Raw genomic sequence first — 26,620 nt, 5'->3', positions numbered from 1 at the left:
ATAATATGAACCGAGGTGGTTATATGTTATTGGAAGAAGCAAGAAGTTTTATCGAAACGATGTATCGTGAACTTAATTACAATCCATCTATTTTTGATAAAAGAATAAAAGAGATAGGAAAAGAAATTGAACATACTGGTACATATACGCATACTTCGGAAGAATTGACGTATGGTGCTAAACTTGCTTGGCGTAATTCTAATCGCTGTATTGGACGCTTATTTTGGGATTCTTTATATGTAGAAGATGCTAGGAATGTTGATAATGAGCGTGATTTTATAGATACAATCAATCATCATCTTAAACATGCGACGAATAATGGTAAGATCAAGCCTTATATAACGATTTTTTCACCTAATCAAGCACCTCGTATCTATAATAATCAACTTATTAGATATGCTGGTTATGAACATGCCGGTGATCCATCTGAACGTGAAATCACACAATTAGCGGAGCATTTAGGTTGGAAAGGCAAAGGTACTGATTTCGATGTACTACCACTCATTTATCAATTACCTAATGATTCTATAAAATGGTATGAATTACCCCATGAATTAATAAAAGAAGTTGAAATAGAACATGAACATTATCCAAAATTAAAAGATTTAAATTTAAAATGGTATGGTGTTCCAATCATTTCTAATATGGATTTGAAAATTGGTGGCATTACTTATCCAACTGCCCCGTTTAATGGATGGTATATGGTAACCGAAATAGCAGTACGCAATTTCACTGACTCTTACCGCTATAATTTATTAGAAAGTATTGCAGAAGCGTTTGAATTTGGTACACTAAAAAATAATTCTTTTAATAAAGATCGAACACTCGTTGAACTTAATTATGCGGTATACCATTCATTTAAATCTCAAGGTGTTTCTATTGTTGATCACCTAACTGCATCAAAACAATTTCAATTATTTGAAGAAAAGGAATTAGCAAATAACCGTGATGTCACGGGTAAATGGTCGTGGTTAGCCCCACCACTTTCACCGACCCTAACCTCAAATTATCATCATGGCTATAATAATGAAATCAAGGATCCTAATTTTCATTATAAAATGAAACAGTCAATGAAATGTCCATTTCACTAGTGTTCGATAATACGAGGTGACGAACAAAGATGCGTTTATATTATTTAGGCCCTAAGGGAACATTTTCTTATTTAGCTGCAAAAACTTATTTATCTGAGGAAGAAGTTACATATTCACCTAAATCAAATCTCTATGAAGTAATTAAAGCCGTTAATAGTCATAGTGATGCTGTTGGTATCGTACCTATTGAGAACTCAATTGAAGGTACTATTAATATTGTAGCTGATGCACTTGCACAAGAAGATATATACGCTCATGGCGAAATCCATTTAGATATTAATTTTGGTTTATACGCTAATAAAGGTACTTCACTGTATGATATTGAAAAGGTTTATTCCATTGCACCTGCAATAAGTCAAACGAGTCAATATATCCATCGACATCATTTCTTATATGATTATGTTGATAGTACTATTCAAAGTTTAGAGAAAATTGACACACATATCGCTGCTATTGCACCATTAGGAAGCGGAGAGTCATATGGTTTCGAACCGATAGACACACATATACAAGACTATCCACATAATGTCACTCGTTTTTTGGTAGTAAAAAGTAACGAGCACTACAATGAATCTGCTTCTAGTACGCTATTACTGATAACACCTAAACATGATAAAGCTGGATTATTAGCTAGTATACTTAACACATTTGCATTATTTGACATTAACTTGTCATGGATTGAGTCTAGACCTCTTAAGACGCAGTTAGGTATGTACAGATTTTTTGTTCAAACCGATATTGGGAAAAATGAAAAACTCAATAAGGTTATCACAATATTACAGACTTTAGAGTTTGAAGTTAAAATTATAGGTGCATTTAATCGCCATTAGATAAGTATCGTAAGGCATTATGACGAAATTATAAAAAATTGTTGTCTTGCCCTTATTTAACACTGATGTATCGAAATTAAATAGCCAGTAAATGCGTCTTCAAAACGTATTTACTGGCTATTTATTGTTGGGTTGTGTTCGAAAACATTATCTCTACTCAGTCTACATTAATTTTTTTAATAGTAACGTCTTCACCCTGGTTTAGGGTTAAATCTTCTATATCTTCTAAATGTATGGTTTGTGATGCTTTATCAAAAGTATTACCGGCGATAAACACTTGCTGATGTTTTATATTATTATAGCTTCTAATGTGAATGGCATCTTTTTTCATTTCTCCAATAAAGTGATTACCAATCACACTGAAATTCTCACCAGCTTGAGATTCCATAACTTTGCCAGTAACAGGGTCAGCAGCATTTTTTCCATCTTTTACCCCTAAAAATCGAATACCACCTTTACAATTTTTGAATTTATTGCGTGAAATAATCATATTTTTAGCTTTTAGAGGTGTTAATGCATAGTCTTGAGTTCCCTCAAAACAATTATCTTTTATATGCACATTTTCGTAGAACTTGTTATACCTGCTTGCATGTGAGCCAATTGCTCTATTCCATGGACGCATTTGATGGTCATCTGAATTCCCAAAATAACAATTCTCAATGACTACATTTTTAGTGATGGTTCCGTCTGTCGTCCCAAATTTAGGAAACGCACCAGGTACTTGAATATCTAATTGAATTGCTTCAGAAAATGAACGATCCCCATCAAAATCATTAAAACCTTTAAAATTACAATTCTTGATATACAAACCATTAATACCACAAGCGTCTAGAGCGTGTCCGCCAACTACGTTTAATACTGTTACACCTATTAATTGAATATCTTCTGCATGTCCAATTGACATCGCAGTATTATTGTATGGATATTTAGAGCCATTCATATCAAACGTACCACCTTTGATATAAATATGACTATTACCTTGATACCCTTTATAAAAACCGAAACGATGGCCATTTTTTAAAAGTGCATCTTTACCACATCTTATTAATGTCGTATCATCTTCTAGTAATAAAGTTGTTGAGTCATAAATGATGAGTGCTTTCGAAATATAATATGTACCGCTAGGTATAAGTACAGTGTGTTCACCATATCTTGCTTTATTCAGTGCTCGTTGTATTGCTTTAGTGTCTTTGCGTTTATTACATCCTTTTAATCCATAATCTTGAGCATTTATTAACATAACGTATCCCCTATCTAAACTTTCAAACCTATTATATTGTTATATACCATTTTAGAATGAGATTAGCTATAATATATATAATGATTAATGAGGTAATAATTTAATCGTTTCTATATAATTATACAATTTTTAAATACCTCAAACATTTAATAGAGAGGAAGATTGATCATGACTAGAAAAGCACTAATAGTAGTAGATTATTCTTATGACTTCATTGCAGATGATGGTCGATTAACATGTGGTAAACCTGGGCAAGATATTGAATCTTTTATACTGAAGCGTTTAGAGACATATCAGTCTGAAGGCCATGACATTTTCTTTATGATGGATTTACATTATGAGAACGATATGTTCCATCCTGAGACACAATTATTCCCCCCTCATAATATTGAGGGCACAGCAGGACGTGAATTATATGGTAAGATTAAAGCCTTTTATAATAACTTTAGTGGAAACAGTAATATTCATTACTTAAATAAGCGCCGTTATGATTCATTCTATGGTACACCTCTAGATAGTCTATTGAAAGAGAGAAATATAAAGGATATTGAAATAGTAGGTGTTTGTACTGATATTTGTATTCTACACACTGCTGTTTCAGCCTATAACTTAGGGTATAACATTACAATTCCTAAAGATGGTGTTGCTTCATTCAATGAGAGTGGTCATAAATGGGCATTAGGACATTTTGTAAACTCATTAGGCGCAGAGGTAGATGTAGCTAAATAAAACATGATAAAATAAGATGAAAAATTAAATGATAAGGGTGGATAATAACAATGGCAAAAACTTATATTTTTGGACATCAAAATCCAGACACAGATGCAATAGCTTCAGCTATCATCATGGCTGATTTTGAACAATTAACTGGTAACTCTGAAGCAACGCCATATCGTTTAGGAGATATTAATCCTGAAACTAAATTTGCTTTAGATTATTTTGAAGTTAAAGCACCAGAATTATTAAGTGATAATTTAGATGGTCAAGAAGTAATCTTAGTCGATCACAATGAGTTCCAACAAAGTGCAGAAACAATTTCTGACGCAGAGATTAAACACGTTGTGGATCATCATAGAATCGCTAATTTCGAAACTGCTTCACCGCTTTGGTACCGCGCAGAACCAGTTGGTTGTACTGCTACTATTCTTTACAAAATGTACAAAGAACGTGGCTTTGAAATTAAACCGCATATCGCAGGTTTGATGATTTCAGCAATTATTTCTGATAGCTTATTATTCAAATCTCCTACTTGTACTGATGAAGATGTAAATGCAGCTAAAGCTTTAAAAGATTTAGCAAATGTTGATTTAGATGAGTATGGCTTAGAAATGTTAAAAGCTGGTGCATCAACTACTGATAAATCTGCAGAGGAATTATTAGACATGGATGCTAAATCATTTAATATGGGCGACTATGTTACACGCATTGCCCAAGTAAATACTGTCGACATTGCTGAAGTATTAAACCGTAAAGATGATCTTGAAAAAGCAATGTTAGAAACAAGTTCTAATGAAAAGTATGATTTATTTGTATTAGTAGTTACTGACATTATTAATAGTGATTCTAAAATCTTAGTAGTAGGTGCAGAAAAAGATAAAGTCGGCGAGGCATTTAAAGTTCAATTAGATGATGGCATGGCATTCTTATCAGGCGTTGTGTCACGTAAAAAACAAGTGGTACCTCAAATTACTGAAGCTTTAACTAAATAAAACATATTGGCAATTTAGTTATCGCCTTTATATACGCAGTTGAATGAATCTTTTCATTCAACTGTTTTTTATTGAAAAATATTTAGGGTATAGATATGATGAATTACATCATTTATTTTAATTTAATTCTTTAATATAGATTTTACTATTTAGGAGGTATCACACATTGCCAAGCATTGAGCAACAATTTGAAGAAAGTAAAGCTTTTTTCAAAACACATAAAACGAAAGATTTAAAATTTCGAAAACATCAATTAAAACTTCTAAGTAAAAGTATTAAAAATCATGAAAATGATTTACTAGATGCTCTAAAGACTGATTTAGGAAAAAGTCCTGTTGAAGCATATGCCACAGAAATTGGTATCACACTAAAAAGTATTAAAACTGCAAGAAAAGAACTTAAAAATTGGTCTAAAACAAAACAAGTTGATACACCTCTATTTATGTTTCCTGCAAAAAGTTATATCAAACAAGAACCATATGGCACAGTATTAATCATTGGTCCGTTTAATTATCCCGTACAGTTACTATTTGAACCTCTAATTGGAGCTATTGCAGCTGGAAATACTGCTATTATAAAACCATCTGAATTAACACCTCACGTTGCCACGGTCATTCGTCAAATTATTGAAGACGTATTTACTACGGATTATATAGATGTTATCGAGGGGGGTATAGAAGAAACACAAACATTAATTAAGCTGCCATTTGATTACATATTCTTTACAGGTAGTGACAAGGTTGGTCAAATCGTGTATGAAGCAGCAAGCAAAAATTTAGTTCCTGTTACCCTTGAATTAGGCGGAAAATCTCCAGTTATTGTAGATGATACCGCTAATATTAAAGTTGCTAGTGATCGTATTAGTTTCGGTAAATTTACTAATGCAGGACAAACATGTGTGGCTCCAGATTATATATTAGTTAACAAGAAGGTTAAAAACGAATTGATTGAAGCACTTAAACAAAGTATTCAAGAATTTTACGGTACTAACATAGATGAAAGTCCAGATTTTGGTCGCATAGTCAATGATAAACACTTTAATCGCTTAAATGAATTACTTAATGTGCATCAAAACCATGTTATTTTCGGTGGTAATGCAAATGCTACAACACGCTATATAGAACCAACTATTTTAGATGGTATTACGTCAAGTTCTAAAATCATGCAAGAAGAAATCTTTGGACCTATCTTACCTATTATTACTTATGATGATTTTAATGAGGCAGTAGATATTATTCAGAGTAAAGCTAAACCGTTAAGTTTATATTTATTTAGTGAAGATGAGAATACTACACACCGTGTATTAAACGAATTATCTTTCGGTGGCGGTGCAATTAATGATACTTTAATGCATCTTGCTAATCCTAATTTACCATTTGGTGGTGTCGGAATGTCTGGCATGGGACAATATCATGGTAAATATACTTTCCAAACCTTTAGCCATAGCAAGTCATACATCTTTAAGTCTACCCGATTAGATTCAAGTGTTATGTATCCGCCCTATAAAGGTAAATTTAAATATATTAGAACATTTTTTAAAAATTTGTAAAAATTTGTAAAAAGCCACGACATTTTACACTGCCGTGGCTTTGTATTTTTACTTAAATAAAACTAACATGTACACCTTCAGGTGCAATTTGCTGATTATCTGTTGGCGTTAATTTACCTGTATTTGTGTCTCTTTTAAAAACTGTAATTTCATAATTACCCTCTTGATGGGCACAAACTAGATAGTCATCTGATTCAGTAATATTAAAATCTCTTGGGAATTGGTCCCCACTTTTAACGATTTCTACAGGGTTTAGTCCCGCGCCATTCTCTGTAATCGTGAATACCGCAATACTGTCATGACCACGGTTACTAATATATAAAGTTTGTTGATCATTCGATAAGCGAACAGCCGCTAATTTAGTGTCATCATTAAAATCTTCAGGAACAGTTAAATGACGTTCTAGTTCTTCAAATTGACCATCTTTATATTTAGCTACGCTAACATAATTAGATAATTCATGAACAATATAGGCATATTCACCATTATTGTGAAATGCAATATGTCTTGGACCATCTTGATCTTTAAATTTAGAAACTTTGTATTCTTTAAGACCTTCATTACTGAATTCATAAGTTACAACACTGTCTGTACCTAAATCAGTAGCTACAACATATTTGCAATCGGGTGTTTCATTTATATAGTGGACATGTGAATGCTCTTGACGCTCATGACTTCCATGTGGATAGTCGTGATTTAATTCTTGAATTAACTTAATAATCTCACCTGTATCTTTATTCAATTGATATATTCTAGCGATACCAGCGCCGTATACTGCTTCAAATAAAAAATTTTGGTCTGATGATACCGATATATAGCAACCTGTACCCTCTTCAGATTCTAAGCATTTATTAATTAATGTTAACGAACCAGAAGCTTCTTTTTTAAAAGCAGCTACCCCGCAGTGTGCGCCTTCTTTAGTGATTGCGTATAAATAATCATCTGTTTGAGCAAGATAAGTAGATGCTTCAATCTCATAACCAGTATTAACAGAACTAATTTGTCCACTGTCTTCATTTAATTCGAATAAGTAAATACCTTTACCTTCTTTTTTTGTGTATGAACCGATATAACCCTTCGTCGTCATCAGAATACCTCCTATTTTCTAATTACCTTTATTTTATTAAAAGATTGGTGTCTATGACAATTATTCTTAATCATTGTTTGAATTTATTGAAATAAAAAACCAGTAACTCCAAAACTGAAGTCACTGGTTAAATTAATATTATTACGCGTTATTACTTTCGATATCTGAAACGATTTCTTTAGTTTTTCTTTCGATATCTTCAAAGTCTTTCTTGAAGATGTAAGCAAATGCTACAACACCTACACCAACTACTACTGATGTAATAACTACTAAGCTTAATAAGAATTTGAATAAACCTTTAATTAAATCCCACATGTATGTTTCACCTCTAAATAGATATAAGTATGTTTACAATACTATATATTATCATACTTACTGTTATGGTTAAATAGATACCTTTTTACGTCTTATAATAATAACTATAAAATAAATTTCAAAATTCAAAAACTTCATAAACTTTCAATTGTAAATTAGTTTAATACAACCACCAAGCTTTTACTTTGTTATATACTTTTAAATATGCGTCCTTAAACATAGTACCCCTCCTTGTTTTTTAAATTTTTCTTGCTATCATGTTCAGTATAATAATAATTATATTCGTTTTCAATTAGTGCTATTTTACAATATTTAGAATTTTCAGGAGGCCTTCTCATGCAACAAGTGAAATCAGATATTATGACGTTTAAAGGATCACATTATGATTTAGGGGTCAAAACAGCGCTATGGCTAAAACAAACACCCTTATTGCAAAATCGTGAACGTGAATGGAAAAAACGTATGCCCCGATTTGATATAGATGTTAACGAAACGTATCAAGTATTTCAAACATACGCTCCAGAAATATGGGAAGAGTTAATGGGTATGCAAGAAGTACTGAACTTACCTACAAAACAAATGATATTAAATTTTGCACATTACCGTTTCACAGATTTACAAGAGAGTGGATGTACTGTATTTCAAGGTAAGGATTTTATGGTGCGCAATTATGATTATCATCCTGCCACATACGATGGGAGATATTTATTATTCCAACCTAATGACGGTGGGCTAGCGCAAATTGGGCCTACGTCTAGAGTGACAGGTCGTATGGATGGTATGAATGAAGCTGGCTTGACGATGGGCTATAACTTTATGCATCGTAAACACCCCGCTAATGGCTTTGTATGTTATATGATTGGTCGTCTTGTTTTAGAATATTGCAAAGACGTTGATGAAGCCGTTAGATTCTTGAAAGAACTTCCTCATAGAAGCTCATTCAGTTATATTTTAATGGATAAAAAGCTTAATCACGCAATCGTTGAGGTTACACCACGTTCATTTGATGTCAGATATGATAAAGTATGTACAAATCATTTCGAAATCTTAACGCATGAAAATCGTAATTACACAAAAGAATCACGTGAACGTTTAGAACGTACTGTCTCACAAACCTCTCAAAGCTTAGATAAACATACAGCTTTTAAATTATTTAATAATCCAAAATTCGAAATATATAGCAAATTATTTAAAAGTTGGTCAGGTACGATACACACTTCAATGTATGAACCGCAAAACTTAACCGCTTGGATGACACTAGGTGAAAATCAAACACCCACATCAATAAATTTTCAATCCTGGTTAGATGGAAATGAGTTAACTATCCAACAATTTAGTGGTCTAATTGATACTGATTTAACATTCGCAAATCATTAAAAAAACGACGAACTTTAAAATCGTTCGTCGTCTTATATAAGTGATTGCCTCTTATTGTGTAGGCAATCATTTTACTTTATTGTGATATCTTCTTTTACCGTATAAAATTCAATTACATTATTACTATTTCCTACCTTACCTTTATTAAAAGATTTATTTTCAACTTTTGCCTCTCCTGTACCTGGGTGTAATTTTAATAAAGTATTTTTAGGTTCATCTTTATAGTCCAAATGAATATAATCATGCTTACTTGATCCTTTTACATCTGTTTCACTATTCATGTTTGTGAAATTAAGATAACCAAGTTCACTTACAAATAACGATTTTTTTATCTTTGAATTATTTACTTCGACGTTACCTACCCCTGTCTTAAATTCACTATTAATGATATAACTGTTTTTAATTTTTACTCCACCAGCATCGCTCTTGTAGGAAAGATTATCAAATTTTGAATTTTGAATTTTTAAATATTTGTTGTCTTGATAAATCGAACCTTTCTTAACGTTAATGCCATTAAGATTCACATTTCCAAATCCTGAATATACATCTAAATTATTAATACTTTTATTTGGAAGTGTAACTTCAATTTTTGATTTACTTTGATTAAAAGGATTAATATTAACGCTATAACCCCTCTTGTCAGATTTATGCTCTTTTATGTTTAATGTATCTTTTTTGCGATATACCTTAACATCATTATCACCATAATATTTAACACCACAATGTTCTCCTTGCTTAATTGTGACTTCTGAATTATAGTTGTAAATATCTAAATTATTCATTTTCACATCACTGTATGCTCTATCATATTTTAGCTTTTTAAATTCATCTTTATCATGCACAAACCAGACTAAAGTTGCTGCTAAGAAAAATCCTACAAATATTACTATGCCTGTTATCATTGCTTTCTTCATTGTTTAATTCTTCCTTTAACCGTTTGGATATACCAAGTTAAATATTTTAATACAAGTCGATATAAATTTTGTGTAATTTTCATGGTAACTACAAATAAGACGATACCTAATCCGGCATATGAAAGGCTAAATAAGAAATTACTAAACGAATCAACAATCCCTTTAATGATACTCATTGATATTATTATTAATGGAAGAGAAATTAAAAAAACAGAGAATATAAACACAACAAACAATAACGCTATAAATATTACAATAGGGATGATGATGAAGAAAAAAGAAAGCACGCCAAGACTTAATGAAGCCATTATAGCCCTAATAATATTCCGTAGGTTGGGAGTTACTTTAGCATTGGATATTGCTTCTTTGGCTTTAACTTCATTACCTATATCATGTGGTTCTTTTAAATCCGATATAATATCTTTTTCTGATTTCCCTTTCGATTCTTGTTCATAGAAATGATTTTCATAATCATCCATGAGTTTATCTTTTTCTTCTCTTGGTAATTCATCAAGTTCTAATTCAAGTTCATTTAAAAAGGTAATCTTATCCATTATCTCACTTACTTTCTTAATTGAATTATCTCTATCTTATCGAAAAGTAGCTTATTTTGATGTGCATTGTAAAAGTATCACTTTTTAACGACTAAAAAATTCAATTCGTTTAACCACATTATCTTTATATAAAATGGACAGCTTCATATGGTGCTCTTTATCAACATAAATTAACGCATCATATCCTTTACCTACTTTATCTTTACGATAATTATCACCTAAATAATTGATTGCATGATCCACTCTATCTCCAATTTTAACACCGAAGTTGGTTGTTACATCATGATCATTAATCAATACGATCCCTTTTACTGTTTGGTGTTTATTTTTTACTTTTACAGTTAAATCTTTATGATTTTTATCGTTATAGAATTTGTATCTATCCAACTTTATGTGATGATTTATCTCATAATCATTTTCATTAAATGGTCCATTCAATTGAATATCATTTATCTTCACTTCAGTAAGATCAATAGTTTTTTCATTTTTATAGATTGTAAGACACGTAACCACTATAATAGCTATTATTGTAAAAATACTAAAGATTATCCATCGATTTTGAATGCGCAAACGTACCACCACTTCTATTCTTATTAACTTAAATATATCATAACCACTTACTGAGAAACATCTAAACCACTACAATCATTTCTTATAGAATTGTAACGTTGCTTTAACGTTCTTATTATTGTGATAAAACTAATATATTTTAAGTTTTATAATTATTCTTTCTTAGTAAAAATTGTTATAATGATATAAATTTAACGGGGAGGTTTTATTTATGGCTAATTTAGAAACATATTTTAATAATAGTCAGCCACTTGATGAATATATCGATAGCATGACTTTGAATAAAGATAATGTATTAACAATTTACAATGCATTCACACTACCTTCATCTGACGATAGAATCAATCAACTTAAAGATAGTTCTTATTCTAAAGTCTTGGTTATAAGTGAAGATTGGTGTGGCGACGCTATGATGAACTTACCTATATTAAAGCGTATAAGTGAATCACTACAGCTAGAAGTACGCGTATTCCATAGAGATGAAGACACAAATCTCATTGATCAATATTTAACAAATGGTACAGCACGCTCGATTCCAATCTTTATCTTTATGAATGATCAATTTGAACAGGTAAATGTTTGGGGCCCTAGAGCTCGTGAAGCTCAAGAATTTGTTACTCAACTTAGAGCTGAAAAACTACCACCTAAAGATGCACACAATTATGAGGATAAAGAAAAAGAAGTACATCATGAAATCGCTTCTAAATATAAATCAGATACTGAGTTATGGAATCAAGTTTATGACTCTATAATCAGTAAGTTAATGCTATAAAAGTATATAAAGTAAGAGGGTAATAAAACAAATTTTGTTTTACTACCCTCTTTTTTGGATATCAATTTCTTGGCATATATTATATATCCCGTTTAGCTGCATAAGCAATATTAGCAATGAATAAAACAACAATTGATGCTAAAGAAATAAACCATTGCCAATTTGAAAATTTAATACTATCCGTTTGAGATTTCTCAGTTAAGTAACTAAACGGAATATACTTTAATGATTTTTGAATTTTTTCTCCCCAGTCAGGAATCAAACCAATAAAAGGTTGAATAAATGGAACTATAAATACTAAGAATATACCTAGTGTAAAGATTACTGCCGGTTTTTGAACAATTAATGTAACTAAGAATAAGAGTAAACCAAAGAACAGTAAGAAGATAAGATAGAACCATATGTTCGTTAAGAACTTATCTCCGTCTAAATTTTTTCCATCAGTAAATGCTTGTACTAACATTAATGTGATATATGTGATGAGTGCAAAAATGAATGAAAATAAAATAATTGAAATTGTTTTAGCAATAATATATCCAATTCTATTTTTCACTTTATTCATATAAAGTTGAATCGTACCTTGTGAATAATCACGTGTAATTGTCTTAATCACTACTAACAAGCCAAAGAATAAGAACATCCAATTTGCCATAGATAAAATAGATGAATAATTTACTTGATCATTATTTCGTGCCATTAAGAACGTTATTAATCCTAAAACTAACCAGATTAAAATTAGTGCTATATATGTTAAATAGCTTTTACAAAAACTCAATATATCATATTTAACTAATTGTAAACTTCTCATTTATTTGTCACCTCTTTGATTAATATTAAAGTACGTATCACGAAGCGAACTTTTTCTTGTTTCAATATACTTAGGATATAAATCTTTTTGTGCTAAAGATTTGAGTAATTGTTTATAATCTTTTTGTGCTTTAATCATTATTTCTCCACTATCTTTGTGTGATTGAAGCACGTTAAAATGTTCTGTTAAATAGTCTAGTGCTGTATTAAATTCACTAACTTCAAATTTAATCGATGTATGATCTTGTGCACTACCATCTTTCATATTGACATCTTGTACAAAATTTCCATCACGTAGAAAGACAGCTCTATCACAAATCAATTCAATATCTTCCAATTTATGACTTGAAATTAGAATTTTCATTTCTAAATCATTCACTAATGATTGAATAGTCTCTAATACATCAATTGAGCCATCTGGATCCATACCGTTTGTCGGTTCATCAAGAATTAGATATTTGGGTTTGTTCATTAATGAAACTGCTATCGCAAGTTTTTGTTTCATACCCATTGAATACTTTTTTACTTTTTTCTTAATGTATGGTCTCATACCAAATGCGTCAATGATTTTATCTGTATATTCTTTGTCGAAACCTTTGCCTAGAACTTGAGCAAATAATTTCAAGTTATTTAATCCTGTTTTATTATCATATAATTTCGGATGTTCAATAAGATAGCCAACGTTCTCGTTATCATTTAATTGAACTTTCCCTTTAAAATTAATAATATTGCCATTCATGACTTTCATTAATGTTGTTTTACCAACACCATTTTTACCAATTAAACCTACAATTTTGCTATTTCCAAAATCAAAATTGATATTATCTAAAACATTGTTATCTCCATATGTTTTTGTAATATTTTCTAATTTCATATAGGCCCTCCTTTATTTTCACGATGAATTATACGTCTTAATTGAATCAAATAATTTATAACCATCCAAACAATACTTAAGCTTAATAAACCATAATTGTAATATATGCCAAAGATATTATAAGAAATATGATGATGAAAAACGAATGCATTAATTAGTGTAAAAACCATTGTAATAGCGAATGGAAAAACTAACATCATTATCAAGATATAAGGTGCATATGATATCCCTTCGCGTTTCTTTTCAGTATTCCTACTAAATGCAATTGGAATACTTAAAAAGTTTACAAATATAAAAGCAATCGCAGTTGAGTATCTTAAATCCCCAAAATCAATATTAGAAGATTGAAAATTGTACAAAGCGATAATAACACCACCAAAAAGTGTTAATACGATACAGGTAAGGTAATTCGCATTAAGCATGTCTTTTTTAGAGACAGGTAAACTTTCGTAAAACAAATATGAACTTTTACCTCCTAATCTTCTATGTAGTCTAAACAAGTGTCCAGAGTCTAATATGCTAACCGCCATTAATGTGATTGCAATCGGTGCATAGAATAAAAAATAAAGTTCTGTTTTAGAAAATACGAAAGCATATAACGGATTTAATAGAAGTAATAAGATATAAATGGCAATCGTTATACTCCTACATTTAAAATTTCTAATTAGTAATTGTTTCATTTTATCAACCTACTTTGCTGAAAATCCTGTTGATTGTCATTACTTTTAGACTTTTCGATGTAGATCATAAGTTCTTCAATCGTAGGTTGTTTAATATTAACTTTTTTTCCGAACAATTCTTTAAACACTTGTGCCTGTTTAGTAAAACCAACAAAACCTGTCGACTTCACTTCTTTATAAAGGAACAAGCGATTTAATTCCTCGTCTAAATCTTGATTATCACCTTGTACAATTGAGTATTGTTCTTGAAGTTGATGACGAAAACCTTGCATAATAATTTCTCCATCTTTTATATGTACAAGATAGTCAGCAATTTTCTCTAAATCCGAAATAATATGGGTTGAAATAAATAAAGTCTTATGTTCGTCGAGTAATTCACTTTGTAAAATTTCTAACACTTCATTACGAACAATAGGGTCTAACCCCGCAGTTGGTTCGTCTAATATAAACAATTCAGCATGGTGACTCAAAGCTAGTGCTAAAGACAATTTCATTTTCATACCTGTAGAAAAATGTTTTATTTTTTCATTGAAAGGTAAATTGAATTTTTCTAAATAATTTTTAAATGCTTGTGAGTCCCAATCGGTATAAAATGGTGAAACCATTTTTTCAAGTTTTTTTGCAGTCCATTGTTGGTTAAAATAAACTTCTGAATAAACAAAACCTATTTTATTTTTTATCCATTTCGGTTTGTTTGCTATTTGTTCACCAAATATTGATATATGACCATGATTAGGTTCTATAATATCCATTATCATACGAATTATCGTTGTTTTCCCTGCCCCATTAGCCCCAATGAATCCAGTTACAAATCCTTGAGGAATACTGAATGAAAGATTGTTTATTGAAAATGCACTACTTTGTAACGAGACATCTTTTACTTCAATGACATTCATTCTTCTTCCTCCTCATAAATTAAAGCTAGTATTTCTTTTAATTCCTTGAGAGGCATATCTATTGTTTTTGCTTCTTTAATCATTAATCGAGCAAGATTTTCAATTACAAAGAATTGCTTTTCTTTTAATATGGAACTATCTTGTTCTTTAACAAATGTACCTTTTCCTCGAACAGTTGTTACGAATCCTTCTTTCTCAAGATCTTCATAAGCTCTTTTAGTTGTAATTAAACTCACCTGTAAATCCTTTGCAAGCTCACGCATCGAAGGTAAGTGGCTACCAGCTTCAACATAACCCTTTAAAATATTCTCTTTTATTTGTTGTTTGATTTGTTCATAAATGGGTTGTTCACTGGTGTTCTTCAATATAATTTTCATTGATGTCCCCCTTTAATAACTGTATATAAATAATATACACACTATATACACGTTTGTAAAGGAAATAATGTAAACACTTATAATTATTGGTATTAAAGCTACAAATTGTATATACATTATAGATACAATTATTTTTAAAAATAAAACTCTATATCTAACGTCAAACGCTAGTATAGAGTTTAAAAATGTTATTTTCTGTTTTTCTTTCTATCATTATTACGATTAATAAAAGCACATATGATAAACATAATTGCTGCTAATAATAATTTAACACCTTGATTCTCGTGTCCTGTAGCCTGTAAATAATATCCAATAAGAAATAAGATAATTGCCAAACTAACGAAAATCTTAGTTAAATGTTTCATCATAATCAACACCTCAATACATGTATTATAACAAATTAAAATTATAAATTTGCTTACTAAATACATTTAAAATTGAAAATATTAATCCATGTGTTACAATTTAATTGTATCCACGAATTACATTACACAACCCCTAACTTGTAACGGCAAGTTAGGGGTTTTTGTGTATGGTCATCTATTTATCTTTACACTTAGATTCTAACCAAACACGAAATATAACGAGTATACCACCCGAAATTAATGTCACCATACCATCTAATAGCCACGACATTACACTACACCTCCAAATGAAAAGTGTCATATCTTATGATGACCTGACATTATTCTAACATAAAATACGAACAAATGTTCGCATTTTTTAAAAACTCAATTCTCAATTCTATGTAATCATTATAAGAACACTTTATCTTTAAGTGATTTAAAGATAATATATTATTAAACACTAAAATAAAGTGAGGTTAAATAAATGAACCCATTAGCACAAAATTTAAATAATCAACTTGTTGATCATTGTCCAGAAATATTAAGTATGCTATCAAATTTAGGTCAATCAATGTATTATCCAAAAGGCATTTTATCTCAATCTGCTGATGCTAAAAAAACTAAATATAACGCTACAATTGGAATGGCTACTAATAAAAACGGGAAAATGTATGCTGATACTTTATTTGATGTCTATAATCATTTATCTCCAGATGAAGTCTTTCCGTACGCCCCACCTCAAGGATTAGAAGCTTTAAGAGATTTATGGCAAGACAAAATGCTAAAAGAAAACCCTGATTTATCGAAAGAGACAATTACTAGACCTATTGTCACTAATGCGTTAACTCATGGGTTATCTTTAATTGCTGATTTATTTGTAGAGAGTGGAGATACTGTTTTAGTACCAACACATAATTGGGGTAACTACAAATTAATTTATGAAACACGTCATTCTGCAAATATTGAGACATATTCAATCTTTAACCAAGAAGGACATTACACAACAAATGATTTAGTTACTACTTTAGAAAATTTCAATCAAGACAAAGTCATTTTAATTTTAAATTATCCAAACAACCCTACCGGCTATACACCGAACAATGATGAAGTTACAACTATAGTTTCAGCGGTTCGTTCACTAGCTGAAAAAGGAACAAAAGTGATAGCTGTAGTAGATGATGCATATTATGGTTTATTCTATGAAGATGTTTATCGTCAGTCTATTTTTACTGCACTAAATCAAATTGAATCAAGCAATATTTTACCAATTCGTTTAGATGGTGCTACTAAAGAATTCTTTGCGTGGGGGCTACGTGTTGGTTTCCTTACATTTGGATTAAATAATAATGTTGCTAAAGAAGTGCTAGAAGCGAAAGTTAAAGGTTTAATAAGAAGTAATATTTCAAGTGGACCAATGCCTTCTCAAAGTGCTATTAAATACGTTTTAGAAAATAATGATGAATTTGATAAAGAAATCCAACAAAATATAGATACATTACAAGAAAGATATGAAGTTACAAAAACTGTTGTTTATGACGATAAATACAAAAATCATTGGCAAGCCTATGATTTCAATTCTGGTTATTTCATGGCAGTCAAAGTCAATGGAGTAAATCCTGAAGAACTACGTACGCATTTAATTAACGAATATTCAATCGGTATTATAGCGTTAAATGACTCAGATATCCGTATTGCTTTCAGTTGCATTGAAAAAGATGACATCCCACATGTTTTTGAATCAATCGCAAAAGCAATCGATGATTTAAAGTAAGAGATTGATATAAATAAAAAAAGTAATTAGGATGACATTGAAGAAGTATTTATATTCGATTTATTCAATCTATCGAAATTAAAAATAACTCGAAAGCTGTGATATAAATGGTAATTATTTTTTCAATATTGCTTATTATTACATTAATCTCCACTTCGTATTATTTGTATCTTTACGCTTTTACTTCGAAAGGACATGTACCCAAAAATTTATATTTGTTCATAGTATCACTCATCCTATTTATCTTATTTGGAGCATGGTTATTAGATTTATTATAAATTTTCGGATTATAGTTCTTAATTAAAAGACGAGTCTTGGGTTTAATTCCTAGACTCGTCTTTATTTTAGATAATATGGTTTTTCAAATTGTTATAATCTTTCGAAAGTTAAGTTATCTTTATATTTCTGTTTCTTCCATTTTCTAATTTCAGTTCTAAATGACTTAAATGGTGCTACGATGTTAATGTGAATCCATTTCCAAACTGGCCATTTGGAAGGCGTTGATGAAGCCCATTGCCTTTTCCGCTCTCAAATAATGTTACATTATCTAAACTTTTAATTAAATTAATAATGCTATCTACTTCCTTATTGAACTGATTAATAAGTTGTTCTAATGTGTAGTTTGAGTACGTTTTATAGAATTCTTGATATAATCCTCCTAAATTATTCCACTTATAGTCAGGACTTGGGGTTACAACTGGTATATTTTTTATTATCATTCTCCCACGATTGAATTAAATTTAACCATCCAAGCTGGTATGCGATCATCTGTGCAGGTGTTCTATCGACACCAATTTTATATACATCCTTATCTGATTCTGATACATCACTAAATTCATTAATAAAAAGTTCAGCCCTCTTACTAATTTCAAATATTAAATCATCTTTATTTGAATAAGTATGCATGTTATCACCGCCTAACATTTATATATTTATTATATAATATTTCATTAAATTAAAATATGTATTTATCAACTATATTAGAACTTAAATTATTGGTATATTTATTGTTAAAAAGCTTCACCCCCACTAAAACCGATTATATAATAAAATTTCTTTTTTAATTTACTTCTTAAATTTTCTATTGTGATAGGATTTGTGAACCAATAAACCTCCGCTTTGTAAGAAATAACAAGTCAATGCTTAGTAGCATTAATGTTTTCCTTGTATTTGATTTTTCAAAATCAAAATTACTATTTTTTCAATAATATTCTTAATATAGGGCTTCAGTTTATTAATCTCATCTTATTTCCTACAAACATTATACAAAAACCTTATTTATAGACATAATATGTCCTTTCTATTTGTTAATTTGTATTGAGTACCACTTAAAAAAGTGGTTTTTAATAATTATCAAGGAGGAAATCTAAAGTTTTAGTAACATCAGTATTAGCCGGAACATTATTATTTACAGGGGTCGGAGCAAGTCAACATGTACATGCTACTGATAGCGTAGTAAATGCTAACAATGCTACTAATATCGCTGTTGAAGTTATGAATAAAAATGGTAAGGATGGCCCTAGATTAGAAAATTATTATGATGCAGAAAATAAAGGAAATTACTATTTTAGTTCAGTATGGAAATAAATCTGGTGCTGGAACTGGAGCTATAAGGGTTTATAAAAACGGTGATATAACTACAGAGAGTGGATACAATGCTACTATTGATAAAGGTAACTTCACTTATAATGGTAAATATGAATTGGACAAATCTTTGTATAGCCAAAAGCTATCTAACGATAATTATCAATCAGTTCAAAATACTACTAACAAAACTACATCAACTGATGACATCAGTAATATAACAAATAAAAATAACATTTCATTAAACGAATCTAAATCAAATAGTAAATCTTTATCAGAAACAGGTAAGCAATCTAATTCTGGTTTAATTTCAATTTCGCTTCTATATTATTTGCAGCTGGTTCATTAATAGCATATGGGAGAGTTTCTAAAACTAATTAATTATTATCATAAGATATTAACAATACTTATTCGGGGGATCATTTATAAAACGTAAATTAATTTATTTTATCTCAATTACTGGCTTGGTATTATTACTTGCTGCATGTGGTAATGAACTAAAAAAAGGAAAATATAATTTTGCACAGAGTAGTGGTATTGACTATTTAAATGTCGACATGGTTTTAGAAGTTCCAAAAGATAATGCCAATACAGCTAAATTAACATATGGTGGCGAAACATTAAAACTTACAATAAAAGGTGGAAAAATGATATTTACTGATGGTAATGATAAAGAAAGTATAAATTATAAAGTTGAAGAAAATGGCGAAACTATCAAATTAGATGGCGGAGAAGGTCATAATGCTATATTTAGAAAGCAATAATCACCCAAAAATCCTTTAAATTTGTTTCAAAGCCATTTTTACTTGTTTTTTTAGTCATATTTTAGATAACATTATTAAGTAAAACTTAAAAATATCGAACCTTCATATGAACAATAAAAGGGTAGCTACTTCAGCTACCCTTTTCATACTCTATCATAATATATATATCGTTTTACATCATACCTGGCATTAAGGGCAGTATGAAATAGATATAAATCACATACAAAAAGCCTATTAAATCAGCATTTTGCATTCTTTAAACATTCATTTTTTTTAATTTTTTCATTTCATTATGACCAAGTTATGACCACCAATTATTTCACACACAAACCTTTATAAATATATTTACAATAATTAATATGTTTATCCATAGAATGATTTCTCGTTGCAATATAATGCTTCTCTCAGCATCTTATATCACCTAACAAAGTTAAGTGTAAAACGTTAAAATTGAAAAAACACAAGATATTTGTGCACTTTACTTTTAATAAATTTCTAGCTACATCTTTTTTGAAATGTTTTATTTTAATACTCAATTATCAGTAAATTTTTAAGCTGGTTTATATTCCATAATTACTATTTTATTGTTTAGCCTTTTTTTCAGATAAGGTATATATCTACAATACCCAAAGAGCCCCCACCTTTTCTTATGGTAGTCAAAGTAATTATATTCATTTATAACTTTCATTTTATTTGGTAAAACTTTATCCAATTCATTTAAATCATTGTATCCATATTTAAAAACAGGTTGTGAGGATAATTTTGATACAGATTTATGTCTTTTTGTATTATTTGCAATTGTTTTTGAGCAAAATTCAATCGCAAAGGCCAAATTATGATCTCCAAACTTTTTAATAATAGTATGTAATAATTTAGTCATTACACTCTCATCAAAATACATCAATACACCTTCAAAGATAAACAATATATTTGACTTACTATTAAAAAATTTATAATTTTTAACATCTTCAATCCAACTGTAATCCAGCATTGATTTAGCTATCATCTTATAACTATCTGTTTCTTTAAAAAATGTTTTTCGTATTTCTATTGATTCAGGTACATCTAAATCTATCCACGATATTTTTTCTTTATTAAATCTTTGAAACCTTGTATCTAAGCCACAACCTATATTGACCACAATCAAATTTTTATTATCCTTGATAAGTCTTTTAGTAACACTATCTATTATCACAGAACGTATACTAATTCCAATTTGAGACATGTCATCACATGTAACATTTTTGTACATATCATCTAAACCATCAAATATTTTTTTAGATAGTGCGTCTTTTATTATTGGTTTTTCGTATTCGTACTCTTTTGCTCGAGCTATCAAAGGAATTAACATTGATTCGGGAATTCCATCCAGTCGTTTCATTTAATCACTCCTTAAAAATATTATTATTAATACATTAGAAATTTTTATAACTTATTTCTAGTGAGATTTATTTAAAATTTCTTTTTTTAATTTACTTCTCAAATGTTCTAATGTAATAGGATCTGTGAACCAATAATCTTCTGCTTTATATGAAATTACATGTCCTTTTTTTACAGCTTCAATATTCTGCCATGTATGTGTTTTTTCAAAATCAAATTTTCCGTACGAAGGTTTACTTAAAAATATATAATCACCAGCATATTTACTAATATTTTCTTTTGAAATGGAAGCATAACCTTTTTTATCTTCTTGTAATTTATCTTTATATTGCTTTGTCATTGGCATACCGAATGCATCATGAACAATATCCAAACCACGACCCCATGTAGAGTTATATATGTATATTTGCTTTTCATCTGGTTCAAACACAGATGCTGTTGCTTGACCAACTTTACTTTGAATTTCTTTTTTATCTTTTCTAGTTTTATCTTCCCACTCTTCAATCCATTTTTTGGCTTTATCCTCATTATTAGTCAACTTGCCTATTTCTTTTAATATTTCTTTATGATTGTATTTATTGTATGTATATGGGACTGTTGGCGCTATTTTTTGATATTTTTTAATATTTTTATCCATAGCATCTACAACTATTAAATCTGGTTTTGCTTTAGCAACTTTTTCAACATCGTTTTCTCCAATATAATCAACCCCTTTTAAATAAGGTTTTAAGATTGAAGAATCTTTAGTTATATCTGAAACAGCAATTGGTTTGATTCCTAACTTTATAAAATCACCAACATAAAATCCAGTTAATACAGCAACTCTTTTAGGTTTCTCTGGTACTTTCAGTGTTTTACCATTTTCAATTTTATAGTCTATAGTCTTTGTCGAGTCACTTGTTTTATCGACAGACGCTGAACACGCAGTCAAAATAAATAAACTACATAATAAAATTCCAATTAATCCTTTCATAATATCATCCTTTCGTTTTTAATTGATATTCATTTTCAATTATAGATTTTTAAAAATAATAGTCAATACTTATACCTATCCTACTCGATGATATGAATGTATTTCGTTAAGCCATAATTAACTTATACATTGTTTTTAACGTGTGAGAGAATTTTTATTATCACATGAAAGCTTTTTGATATAGAAGTTTGTGAATAAAAAATAGGCAAGTACCGAAGTACCTGCCTAGAAAAGGATCATTCACTTTTTATATTCTAACTGATTTTTCCCCATAAGTCACTTAATACCTGACTAGTTGGAACAGAACTATTCCATGTTCTAATAGGCAAGTAATAACGTTGCCCCTCCCGTTTATATAATACCCATAAATAATTTTTATATAACTAATTTATGTAATTTTACAAGGCTCAAAATTGAGTTCTGCAGTTAAATTCATAAACATTTAGTATGGAATTTTAGTTTTGCTGTTTGATGTTATGTGTATTTTGGTGCGTTCTGGTACAGGTAAGTTAGCTATTTCCGATAAAGCTCTCAGACCTAAATGTTGGTATGTACCAACATCTTTAATTTCTTCAGAAACTTTAATGAAACGATGAGCTTGTGTTCTATCTAAGTTGATATTTTTCAACCAATTACCCAATTCTCCATGTGCTAGGTCATTTTCTTTCACATGCTTCAATCTTCGACCAATCTCGAAAATCGATTAACCAGCCTTTGATGATGTCGAATTTAACAATGTAATATATACATTTTGCATACATAGTTATTAAAACTCATTCCCCACTGCAACACAGGGCGTTTCTCAGCGTCCTAAAATACAAAAAACGTCACTCGTAAGTGACGCTTGAAACGATATATTTAACTTACCCGTATGCTAATTAATAAAATACCGACTAATACAATGTTTTTTGCTATTAGTAACTGATTGATAGGTTGTAATCATCATTTTATCTTTATTCATTTTACCATGCTGACTTGGTAAAACTAAATGTTGTGTATCAATACAAACTATTTTTATTTCGTTATCAATCAAATCGTAATACCAATATACTCTTAAACCCTCTTGAACATCAAGTAACCCTCTAATATCTGTTTTCATTAAGCCCTTTATATTTCTAATATCTTGTTGAGTATATAAAGATAAAATTGATAACATTCTCTCATCATAATTTATATTCGTAGCTTCATCGGGGTTATTTTTGACTATGCTTATATTTTCACTGAAATGGGTTATAGCATTGATTTGATTTTGTTGTGTAAAATCAGAAATAAAATTAGTAAATTTCAGATCATTATTTTGTTTTGAATACTTTACTTCTTCATTAAAAAAAACAACTTCTTTTACTTCAGCATTTCTTAACTCGATTTCTACTTTGTCAGTTTCAAATTCATTTCTAGTTGGTAAAAAATCTTTATTAACTATTTCAACGTGAACGTTCTTTTTTCTTTTTTTAGAAGTAACATTACTATTAAATCTAGGCATTTACCAATCCTATATATTCCTTAATAATTAAATCGTTATTCATAATTTCTTGCTGAGTAATTTTATTTTTCCACTCTTCATCTTCATGAGAACGTTCTACTAAACCAAAATCACTAATTTTTAAAGTACTCTTAATAATTTCTCTCAAATATTCTGTAATTTCCTGCTGCATTGTTTTATCTTCTATTTCAAAATTACTCATTGAAAAGTCTATGTCATTATAGCCAAGACTATATTTATTGTTCTTATATACGTCTCGAATAACAGGGCCGTATTGCCAAGCTTCAAATTGAGCGTCAAATAAATATTCAGGCAAGTTTAAACTTTCACTTTTTGTAACTTCATATTCTTTACTTTTAGATAGTTGCCCATATGAAGCACCATAATATGCAAATAAAAAGTATAATGTTTTTTGTAGTCTTAAAGGAGAAATGTTTTTTATTTCTTCTTTCATTAAACCAATTATATTTTCAACTGTTGTCAGGTATTTTTGCTCAGCCATGATAAACTCCTCCATAATCAACACATCATATTGAACATAAAAATAACAGTGACTATACACTGTCACTGTGTATACTTTCTATAATTGGTACACAAAAACAGTATATATCTTTGTGTGTATTCGCTAAGATGTGTTACGCATTTGCAACTCTTATTTATAATATAGAGCATTTCAACATTTTTTACCATACATCCACTCAAATTTGTCAACTTAATCTGAAATTGCGGAAAGAATTTAGATAAAATAAACCACCACCTATTTGAAGGTAATGGTTTCACATTAATCCTCTAACGGTATATCATCAACAATCATTGTTCTGTTAGGGTGTTGCTCATGTAGTTCATCTAGTGCTTTCTGTTTTTCTTCTTCCTCATCATCCGGCCAATCACCAATGTTTACAATAATAGGCGTGTCAGTGGATAATTCTTTTTTATCAGTAAATAACTTATGATACTTACCTAACATATCCCTAGCACGCAATCTATCACTAGGCTTAATAGGTATTTCCACCATTTCTACATGTTCATTGTAAACTAAGTTCATTTTGTCGGTGTCTGGGTTGCGTTGAAACTCCCCACGCTTAACAACGACCTCTCTCACTTCGCTCTCGTCACCTACTGCTGCATTACTTAGGATATGAAGTAGTTCGTTAGCTGATAGTACGCCCTCATCAATCACTTTCTTACGTTGCTCATCAATGTACTTAGCCACTTTTTCATTCTTTAGCAATCTACTACCTTGTACACTTGCAGTATGAGGACTATAACCAGCCTTAATTGCACTTTGTGTTACATTCAACGTCTTTAGGTATTCAGATATAAACTTTTCTTGTCTAGGGTTTAAATCACTCATGTTATCCCTCCTCTAATTTGTCTAATAAACTATTCCATAGTTGACGTATTCTTTCTCTACTTAACTCAAATATCTTTGCGATTTCATTTATAGATTTCCCTTCACATAGCAAGAAAAATATGTAGTATTCCCTTCTAGTCCCTACTGTATAAATAAGCTGATCTAGTTCATTGAAGAACACTTGATTACTAGTATTCTCACTTAGTTCAAAGGGTTCGACTTCATCAGTCAGTGAAAAGAAATCATCTATATTAGTATTATCATAGCTTACAACATTTGACGTTTTCTCTTTGTGATAGTCCATTATAAACCGTTTAATAGCTTGTTTATCGTATATCATGTAGCAACACTTACTTTATGCTTATAAGCGTATAAATCACGTTGTAAGCGTTCTATGAGGCTATAATCTATCGTTGAACCATTAGACTGCATATAATACATAATTTCCTTTTGCTCACTTGGCGTATATGATTTAATGACTTGTTTCAATTGCTGCATGTTCTTGTTCGATTTCATTTTGAAATGTTTTAACTTCTCTTTTTCACTTATAATATCAATCACTAACTTTTCTAGTGGGTAGGATATTGATACAACACCATACACCTCATTGGTAGTCATATGTGAGATATTTAAGTGATACATCATCTCTATTTGTATAGTGATGGCCTTAATCTTGGTATTAATAAATTTAGGGTTATATTCTGTTAGCAAAGTATATTCAGATATTTTAGTTTCATAATATGATAGTGAGTAGTTTACTCTTCTAAGGTTCATGTATGCACCTCACAAATAAAATGAGCCTATCACTAAGGATAGGCAAGATATTTATTTTTTAACTATGCGATTTTCTTCGGCCATTCTCATAAGTCTTACATCTCTTTGTGATTTTTGGGACAATTCGTCTTTTTTCTGTTCTCGGATATTTTGAGAAAATTGTTCTTCTACGACATCTAATACTTTTTGACATTCTTCTGCCGACAATGTTGTTTCTGTTAAAAGATAATTGCTAACCTTATCTAAATTGTATTTTCTAGCCATTATTTAGCACCTCTTAATTGCATTTTATTTCTTATATCAATGAATGGTAGTTCGTCTCCACTCACATAATTGGAATATTTATTAGGGCTGAAATGATTTTTGATTTCTGCTCTTACTTCCTTATCCTTCTCAAAGTTTTCTTTGTCATAAGGCCCGACGAATCTGTAAAACTCATATTCGTATTCGTCATTTAATGCTGCGATTTCATCTACCACTTTGTTATATTCCTCAACGATTGGCTCAAATTTTGCTAATATACGTTCTTTGTCCTTTTTGTACAAATG

General features: G+C 30.0%; 31 protein-coding genes and 4 pseudogenes. 10 read left to right on the top strand and 25 right to left on the bottom strand.

Features of this window, described 5'->3' with window-relative positions; translation table 11 throughout:
* Positions 1-23 precede the first annotated feature (23 nt).
* Positions 24-1,091: a nitric oxide synthase oxygenase gene (locus HMPREF3265_RS10625; RefSeq protein WP_053025100.1), complete on the top strand. Its 1,068-nt coding sequence runs from the start codon at positions 24-26 to the stop codon at positions 1,089-1,091.
* Positions 1,092-1,120: 29 nt separating this feature from the next.
* Positions 1,121-1,921: a prephenate dehydratase gene (locus tag HMPREF3265_RS10620; protein WP_070861653.1), complete on the top strand. Its 801-nt coding sequence runs from the start codon at positions 1,121-1,123 to the stop codon at positions 1,919-1,921.
* A 157-nt stretch (positions 1,922-2,078) separates the two neighbouring features.
* On the opposite strand, the gene HMPREF3265_RS10615 is transcribed toward HMPREF3265_RS10620, so the two are convergent.
* Entirely contained in the window at positions 2,079-3,161 is a 1,083-nt protein-coding gene (locus HMPREF3265_RS10615; protein ID WP_053025102.1) for a glycosyl hydrolase family 28-related protein, read from the bottom strand.
* 168 nt (positions 3,162-3,329) lie between these two features.
* On the opposite strand from HMPREF3265_RS10615, the gene HMPREF3265_RS10610 reads away from it, so the two are divergent.
* From HMPREF3265_RS10610 to HMPREF3265_RS10600, 3 genes are all read left to right on the top strand, one after another.
* Positions 3,330-3,890 (top strand): cysteine hydrolase family protein, encoded by a 561-nt coding sequence (locus HMPREF3265_RS10610; protein WP_053025103.1) that lies wholly within the window; start codon positions 3,330-3,332, stop codon positions 3,888-3,890.
* 50 nt (positions 3,891-3,940) lie between these two features.
* Positions 3,941-4,870, top strand: a complete 930-nt coding sequence (locus HMPREF3265_RS10605; RefSeq protein WP_070861652.1) for a manganese-dependent inorganic pyrophosphatase — start codon at positions 3,941-3,943, stop codon at positions 4,868-4,870.
* Positions 4,871-5,036: 166 nt separating this feature from the next.
* Positions 5,037-6,419 carry an aldehyde dehydrogenase gene (locus HMPREF3265_RS10600; RefSeq protein WP_070839460.1) on the top strand — a complete coding sequence of 461 codons (1,383 nt, stop codon included), beginning with the start codon at positions 5,037-5,039 and terminating at the stop codon, positions 6,417-6,419.
* 52 nt (positions 6,420-6,471) lie between these two features.
* On the opposite strand, the gene HMPREF3265_RS10595 is transcribed toward HMPREF3265_RS10600, so the two are convergent.
* Both HMPREF3265_RS10595 and HMPREF3265_RS12495 read right to left on the bottom strand, forming a co-directional pair.
* Positions 6,472-7,506, bottom strand: a complete 1,035-nt coding sequence (locus HMPREF3265_RS10595) for a 6-phosphogluconolactonase (protein ID WP_070861651.1) — start codon at positions 7,504-7,506, stop codon at positions 6,472-6,474.
* A gap of 141 nt (positions 7,507-7,647) precedes the next feature.
* Positions 7,648-7,821 (bottom strand): hypothetical protein, encoded by a 174-nt coding sequence (locus HMPREF3265_RS12495; protein WP_011275337.1) that lies wholly within the window; start codon positions 7,819-7,821, stop codon positions 7,648-7,650.
* Positions 7,822-8,157: 336 nt separating this feature from the next.
* Between HMPREF3265_RS12495 and HMPREF3265_RS10590 the strand changes: the two genes are divergently transcribed.
* Complete coding sequence (locus HMPREF3265_RS10590) at positions 8,158-9,198, top strand: C45 family autoproteolytic acyltransferase/hydrolase (protein ID WP_070441515.1); 1,041 nt, start codon at positions 8,158-8,160, stop codon at positions 9,196-9,198.
* Between the two features lie 71 nt (positions 9,199-9,269).
* Here the strand turns inward: HMPREF3265_RS10590 and HMPREF3265_RS10585 are convergent, their stop codons facing one another.
* The 3 genes from HMPREF3265_RS10585 to HMPREF3265_RS10575 form a co-directional block, all read right to left on the bottom strand.
* Complete coding sequence (locus HMPREF3265_RS10585) at positions 9,270-10,112, bottom strand: DUF4097 family beta strand repeat-containing protein (RefSeq protein ID WP_070582075.1); 843 nt, start codon at positions 10,110-10,112, stop codon at positions 9,270-9,272.
* Positions 10,109-10,666, bottom strand: a complete 558-nt coding sequence (locus HMPREF3265_RS10580; RefSeq protein WP_070861650.1) for an HAAS signaling domain-containing protein — start codon at positions 10,664-10,666, stop codon at positions 10,109-10,111. The genes HMPREF3265_RS10585 and HMPREF3265_RS10580 overlap by 4 nt, the downstream gene beginning before the upstream one ends.
* Positions 10,667-10,750: 84 nt before the next feature.
* A complete protein-coding gene (locus HMPREF3265_RS10575) occupies positions 10,751-11,236 on the bottom strand; it encodes a hypothetical protein (RefSeq protein WP_053025110.1) in 486 nt (161 codons plus the stop codon).
* 211 nt (positions 11,237-11,447) lie between these two features.
* Here HMPREF3265_RS10575 and HMPREF3265_RS10570 point away from each other — a divergent pair, with 211 nt between their 5' ends.
* Positions 11,448-12,008: a thioredoxin family protein gene (locus tag HMPREF3265_RS10570; RefSeq protein WP_070441509.1), complete on the top strand. Its 561-nt coding sequence runs from the start codon at positions 11,448-11,450 to the stop codon at positions 12,006-12,008.
* Positions 12,009-12,087: 79 nt separating this feature from the next.
* Here the strand turns inward: HMPREF3265_RS10570 and HMPREF3265_RS10565 are convergent, their stop codons facing one another.
* The 6 genes from HMPREF3265_RS10565 to HMPREF3265_RS10540 form a co-directional block, all read right to left on the bottom strand.
* Positions 12,088-12,816: a phenol-soluble modulin export ABC transporter permease subunit PmtD gene (locus HMPREF3265_RS10565; RefSeq protein ID WP_053025112.1), complete on the bottom strand. Its 729-nt coding sequence runs from the start codon at positions 12,814-12,816 to the stop codon at positions 12,088-12,090.
* On the bottom strand, positions 12,817-13,689 hold the full coding sequence (locus HMPREF3265_RS10560; protein WP_011275330.1) for a phenol-soluble modulin export ABC transporter ATP-binding protein PmtC: 873 nt from the start codon (positions 13,687-13,689) through the stop codon (positions 12,817-12,819). It lies immediately after the preceding gene.
* A complete protein-coding gene (locus HMPREF3265_RS10555) occupies positions 13,686-14,369 on the bottom strand; it encodes a phenol-soluble modulin export ABC transporter permease subunit PmtB (RefSeq protein WP_053025114.1) in 684 nt (227 codons plus the stop codon). Before HMPREF3265_RS10555 ends, HMPREF3265_RS10560 begins: the two co-directional genes overlap by 4 nt.
* Positions 14,366-15,265 carry a phenol-soluble modulin export ABC transporter ATP-binding protein PmtA gene (locus HMPREF3265_RS10550; RefSeq protein WP_070582073.1) on the bottom strand — a complete coding sequence of 300 codons (900 nt, stop codon included), beginning with the start codon at positions 15,263-15,265 and terminating at the stop codon, positions 14,366-14,368. The genes HMPREF3265_RS10555 and HMPREF3265_RS10550 overlap by 4 nt, the downstream gene beginning before the upstream one ends.
* The gene (locus tag HMPREF3265_RS10545; RefSeq protein ID WP_011275327.1) at positions 15,262-15,642 is read right to left on the bottom strand and encodes a PSM export ABC transporter transcriptional regulator PmtR; all 381 of its coding nucleotides are present in this window, start codon (positions 15,640-15,642) and stop codon (positions 15,262-15,264) included. Before HMPREF3265_RS10545 ends, HMPREF3265_RS10550 begins: the two co-directional genes overlap by 4 nt.
* A 188-nt stretch (positions 15,643-15,830) precedes the next feature.
* Complete coding sequence (locus HMPREF3265_RS10540) at positions 15,831-16,007, bottom strand: SE1626 family protein (RefSeq protein WP_141738631.1); 177 nt, start codon at positions 16,005-16,007, stop codon at positions 15,831-15,833.
* A gap of 466 nt (positions 16,008-16,473) precedes the next feature.
* On the opposite strand from HMPREF3265_RS10540, the gene HMPREF3265_RS10535 reads away from it, so the two are divergent.
* Positions 16,474-17,760, top strand: a complete 1,287-nt coding sequence (locus HMPREF3265_RS10535; RefSeq protein WP_070861649.1) for an aminotransferase class I/II-fold pyridoxal phosphate-dependent enzyme — start codon at positions 16,474-16,476, stop codon at positions 17,758-17,760.
* A gap of 369 nt (positions 17,761-18,129) precedes the next feature.
* Here the strand turns inward: HMPREF3265_RS10535 and HMPREF3265_RS10530 are convergent.
* Positions 18,130-18,666: pseudogene (locus tag HMPREF3265_RS10530) on the bottom strand (ClbS/DfsB family four-helix bundle protein).
* A gap of 104 nt (positions 18,667-18,770) precedes the next feature.
* Positions 18,771-18,949: pseudogene (locus HMPREF3265_RS13155) on the bottom strand (hypothetical protein); the annotation flags it as partial.
* A gap of 348 nt (positions 18,950-19,297) precedes the next feature.
* On the opposite strand from HMPREF3265_RS13155, the gene HMPREF3265_RS10525 reads away from it, so the two are divergent.
* Both HMPREF3265_RS10525 and HMPREF3265_RS10520 read left to right on the top strand, forming a co-directional pair.
* Positions 19,298-19,693, top strand: coding sequence for a hypothetical protein (locus HMPREF3265_RS10525; RefSeq protein WP_141764282.1), 396 nt, complete (start codon positions 19,298-19,300; stop codon positions 19,691-19,693).
* A gap of 115 nt (positions 19,694-19,808) precedes the next feature.
* A complete protein-coding gene (locus HMPREF3265_RS10520; protein WP_070582071.1) occupies positions 19,809-20,108 on the top strand; it encodes a hypothetical protein in 300 nt (99 codons plus the stop codon).
* Between the two features lie 550 nt (positions 20,109-20,658).
* On the opposite strand, the gene HMPREF3265_RS10515 is transcribed toward HMPREF3265_RS10520, so the two are convergent.
* From HMPREF3265_RS10515 to HMPREF3265_RS13010, 11 genes and pseudogenes are all read right to left on the bottom strand, one after another.
* Positions 20,659-21,489 carry a class I SAM-dependent methyltransferase gene (locus HMPREF3265_RS10515; RefSeq protein ID WP_002445384.1) on the bottom strand — a complete coding sequence of 277 codons (831 nt, stop codon included), beginning with the start codon at positions 21,487-21,489 and terminating at the stop codon, positions 20,659-20,661.
* A gap of 57 nt (positions 21,490-21,546) precedes the next feature.
* Positions 21,547-22,461 (bottom strand): iron-hydroxamate ABC transporter substrate-binding protein, encoded by a 915-nt coding sequence (locus tag HMPREF3265_RS10510; protein WP_002445383.1) that lies wholly within the window; start codon positions 22,459-22,461, stop codon positions 21,547-21,549.
* Between the two features lie 254 nt (positions 22,462-22,715).
* Positions 22,716-22,826 (bottom strand): annotated as a pseudogene (locus HMPREF3265_RS13015) (hypothetical protein); the annotation flags it as partial.
* A 77-nt stretch (positions 22,827-22,903) separates the two neighbouring features.
* Positions 22,904-23,131, bottom strand: a complete 228-nt coding sequence (locus tag HMPREF3265_RS10505) for a hypothetical protein (protein WP_002445380.1) — start codon at positions 23,129-23,131, stop codon at positions 22,904-22,906.
* A gap of 204 nt (positions 23,132-23,335) precedes the next feature.
* Positions 23,336-23,944 carry a hypothetical protein gene (locus tag HMPREF3265_RS10500; RefSeq protein ID WP_070861647.1) on the bottom strand — a complete coding sequence of 203 codons (609 nt, stop codon included), beginning with the start codon at positions 23,942-23,944 and terminating at the stop codon, positions 23,336-23,338.
* Positions 23,937-24,446, bottom strand: a complete 510-nt coding sequence (locus HMPREF3265_RS10495) for a Panacea domain-containing protein (RefSeq protein ID WP_002492698.1) — start codon at positions 24,444-24,446, stop codon at positions 23,937-23,939. The genes HMPREF3265_RS10500 and HMPREF3265_RS10495 overlap by 8 nt, the downstream gene beginning before the upstream one ends.
* Before the next feature lie 279 nt (positions 24,447-24,725).
* Positions 24,726-25,298 carry a terminase small subunit gene (locus tag HMPREF3265_RS10490; RefSeq protein WP_070853782.1) on the bottom strand — a complete coding sequence of 191 codons (573 nt, stop codon included), beginning with the start codon at positions 25,296-25,298 and terminating at the stop codon, positions 24,726-24,728.
* 1 nt (position 25,299) lies between these two features.
* On the bottom strand, positions 25,300-25,638 hold the full coding sequence (locus HMPREF3265_RS10485; protein ID WP_070650034.1) for a helix-turn-helix transcriptional regulator: 339 nt from the start codon (positions 25,636-25,638) through the stop codon (positions 25,300-25,302).
* Positions 25,635-26,072 (bottom strand): pathogenicity island protein, encoded by a 438-nt coding sequence (locus HMPREF3265_RS10480; RefSeq protein ID WP_053020714.1) that lies wholly within the window; start codon positions 26,070-26,072, stop codon positions 25,635-25,637. The genes HMPREF3265_RS10485 and HMPREF3265_RS10480 overlap by 4 nt, the downstream gene beginning before the upstream one ends.
* 51 nt (positions 26,073-26,123) lie before the next feature.
* A complete protein-coding gene (locus HMPREF3265_RS10475) occupies positions 26,124-26,336 on the bottom strand; it encodes a hypothetical protein (RefSeq protein ID WP_053020713.1) in 213 nt (70 codons plus the stop codon).
* Positions 26,336-26,620 (bottom strand): annotated as a pseudogene (locus tag HMPREF3265_RS13010) (pathogenicity island protein); the annotation flags it as partial. The pseudogene HMPREF3265_RS13010 and the gene HMPREF3265_RS10475, both read right to left, overlap by 1 nt.

The sequence above is a fragment of the Staphylococcus sp. HMSC62B09 genome (assembly GCF_001839115.1).
GTDB lineage: Bacteria > Bacillota > Bacilli > Staphylococcales > Staphylococcaceae > Staphylococcus > Staphylococcus haemolyticus.
This window is presented reverse-complemented; position numbering and strand designations above follow the sequence as displayed.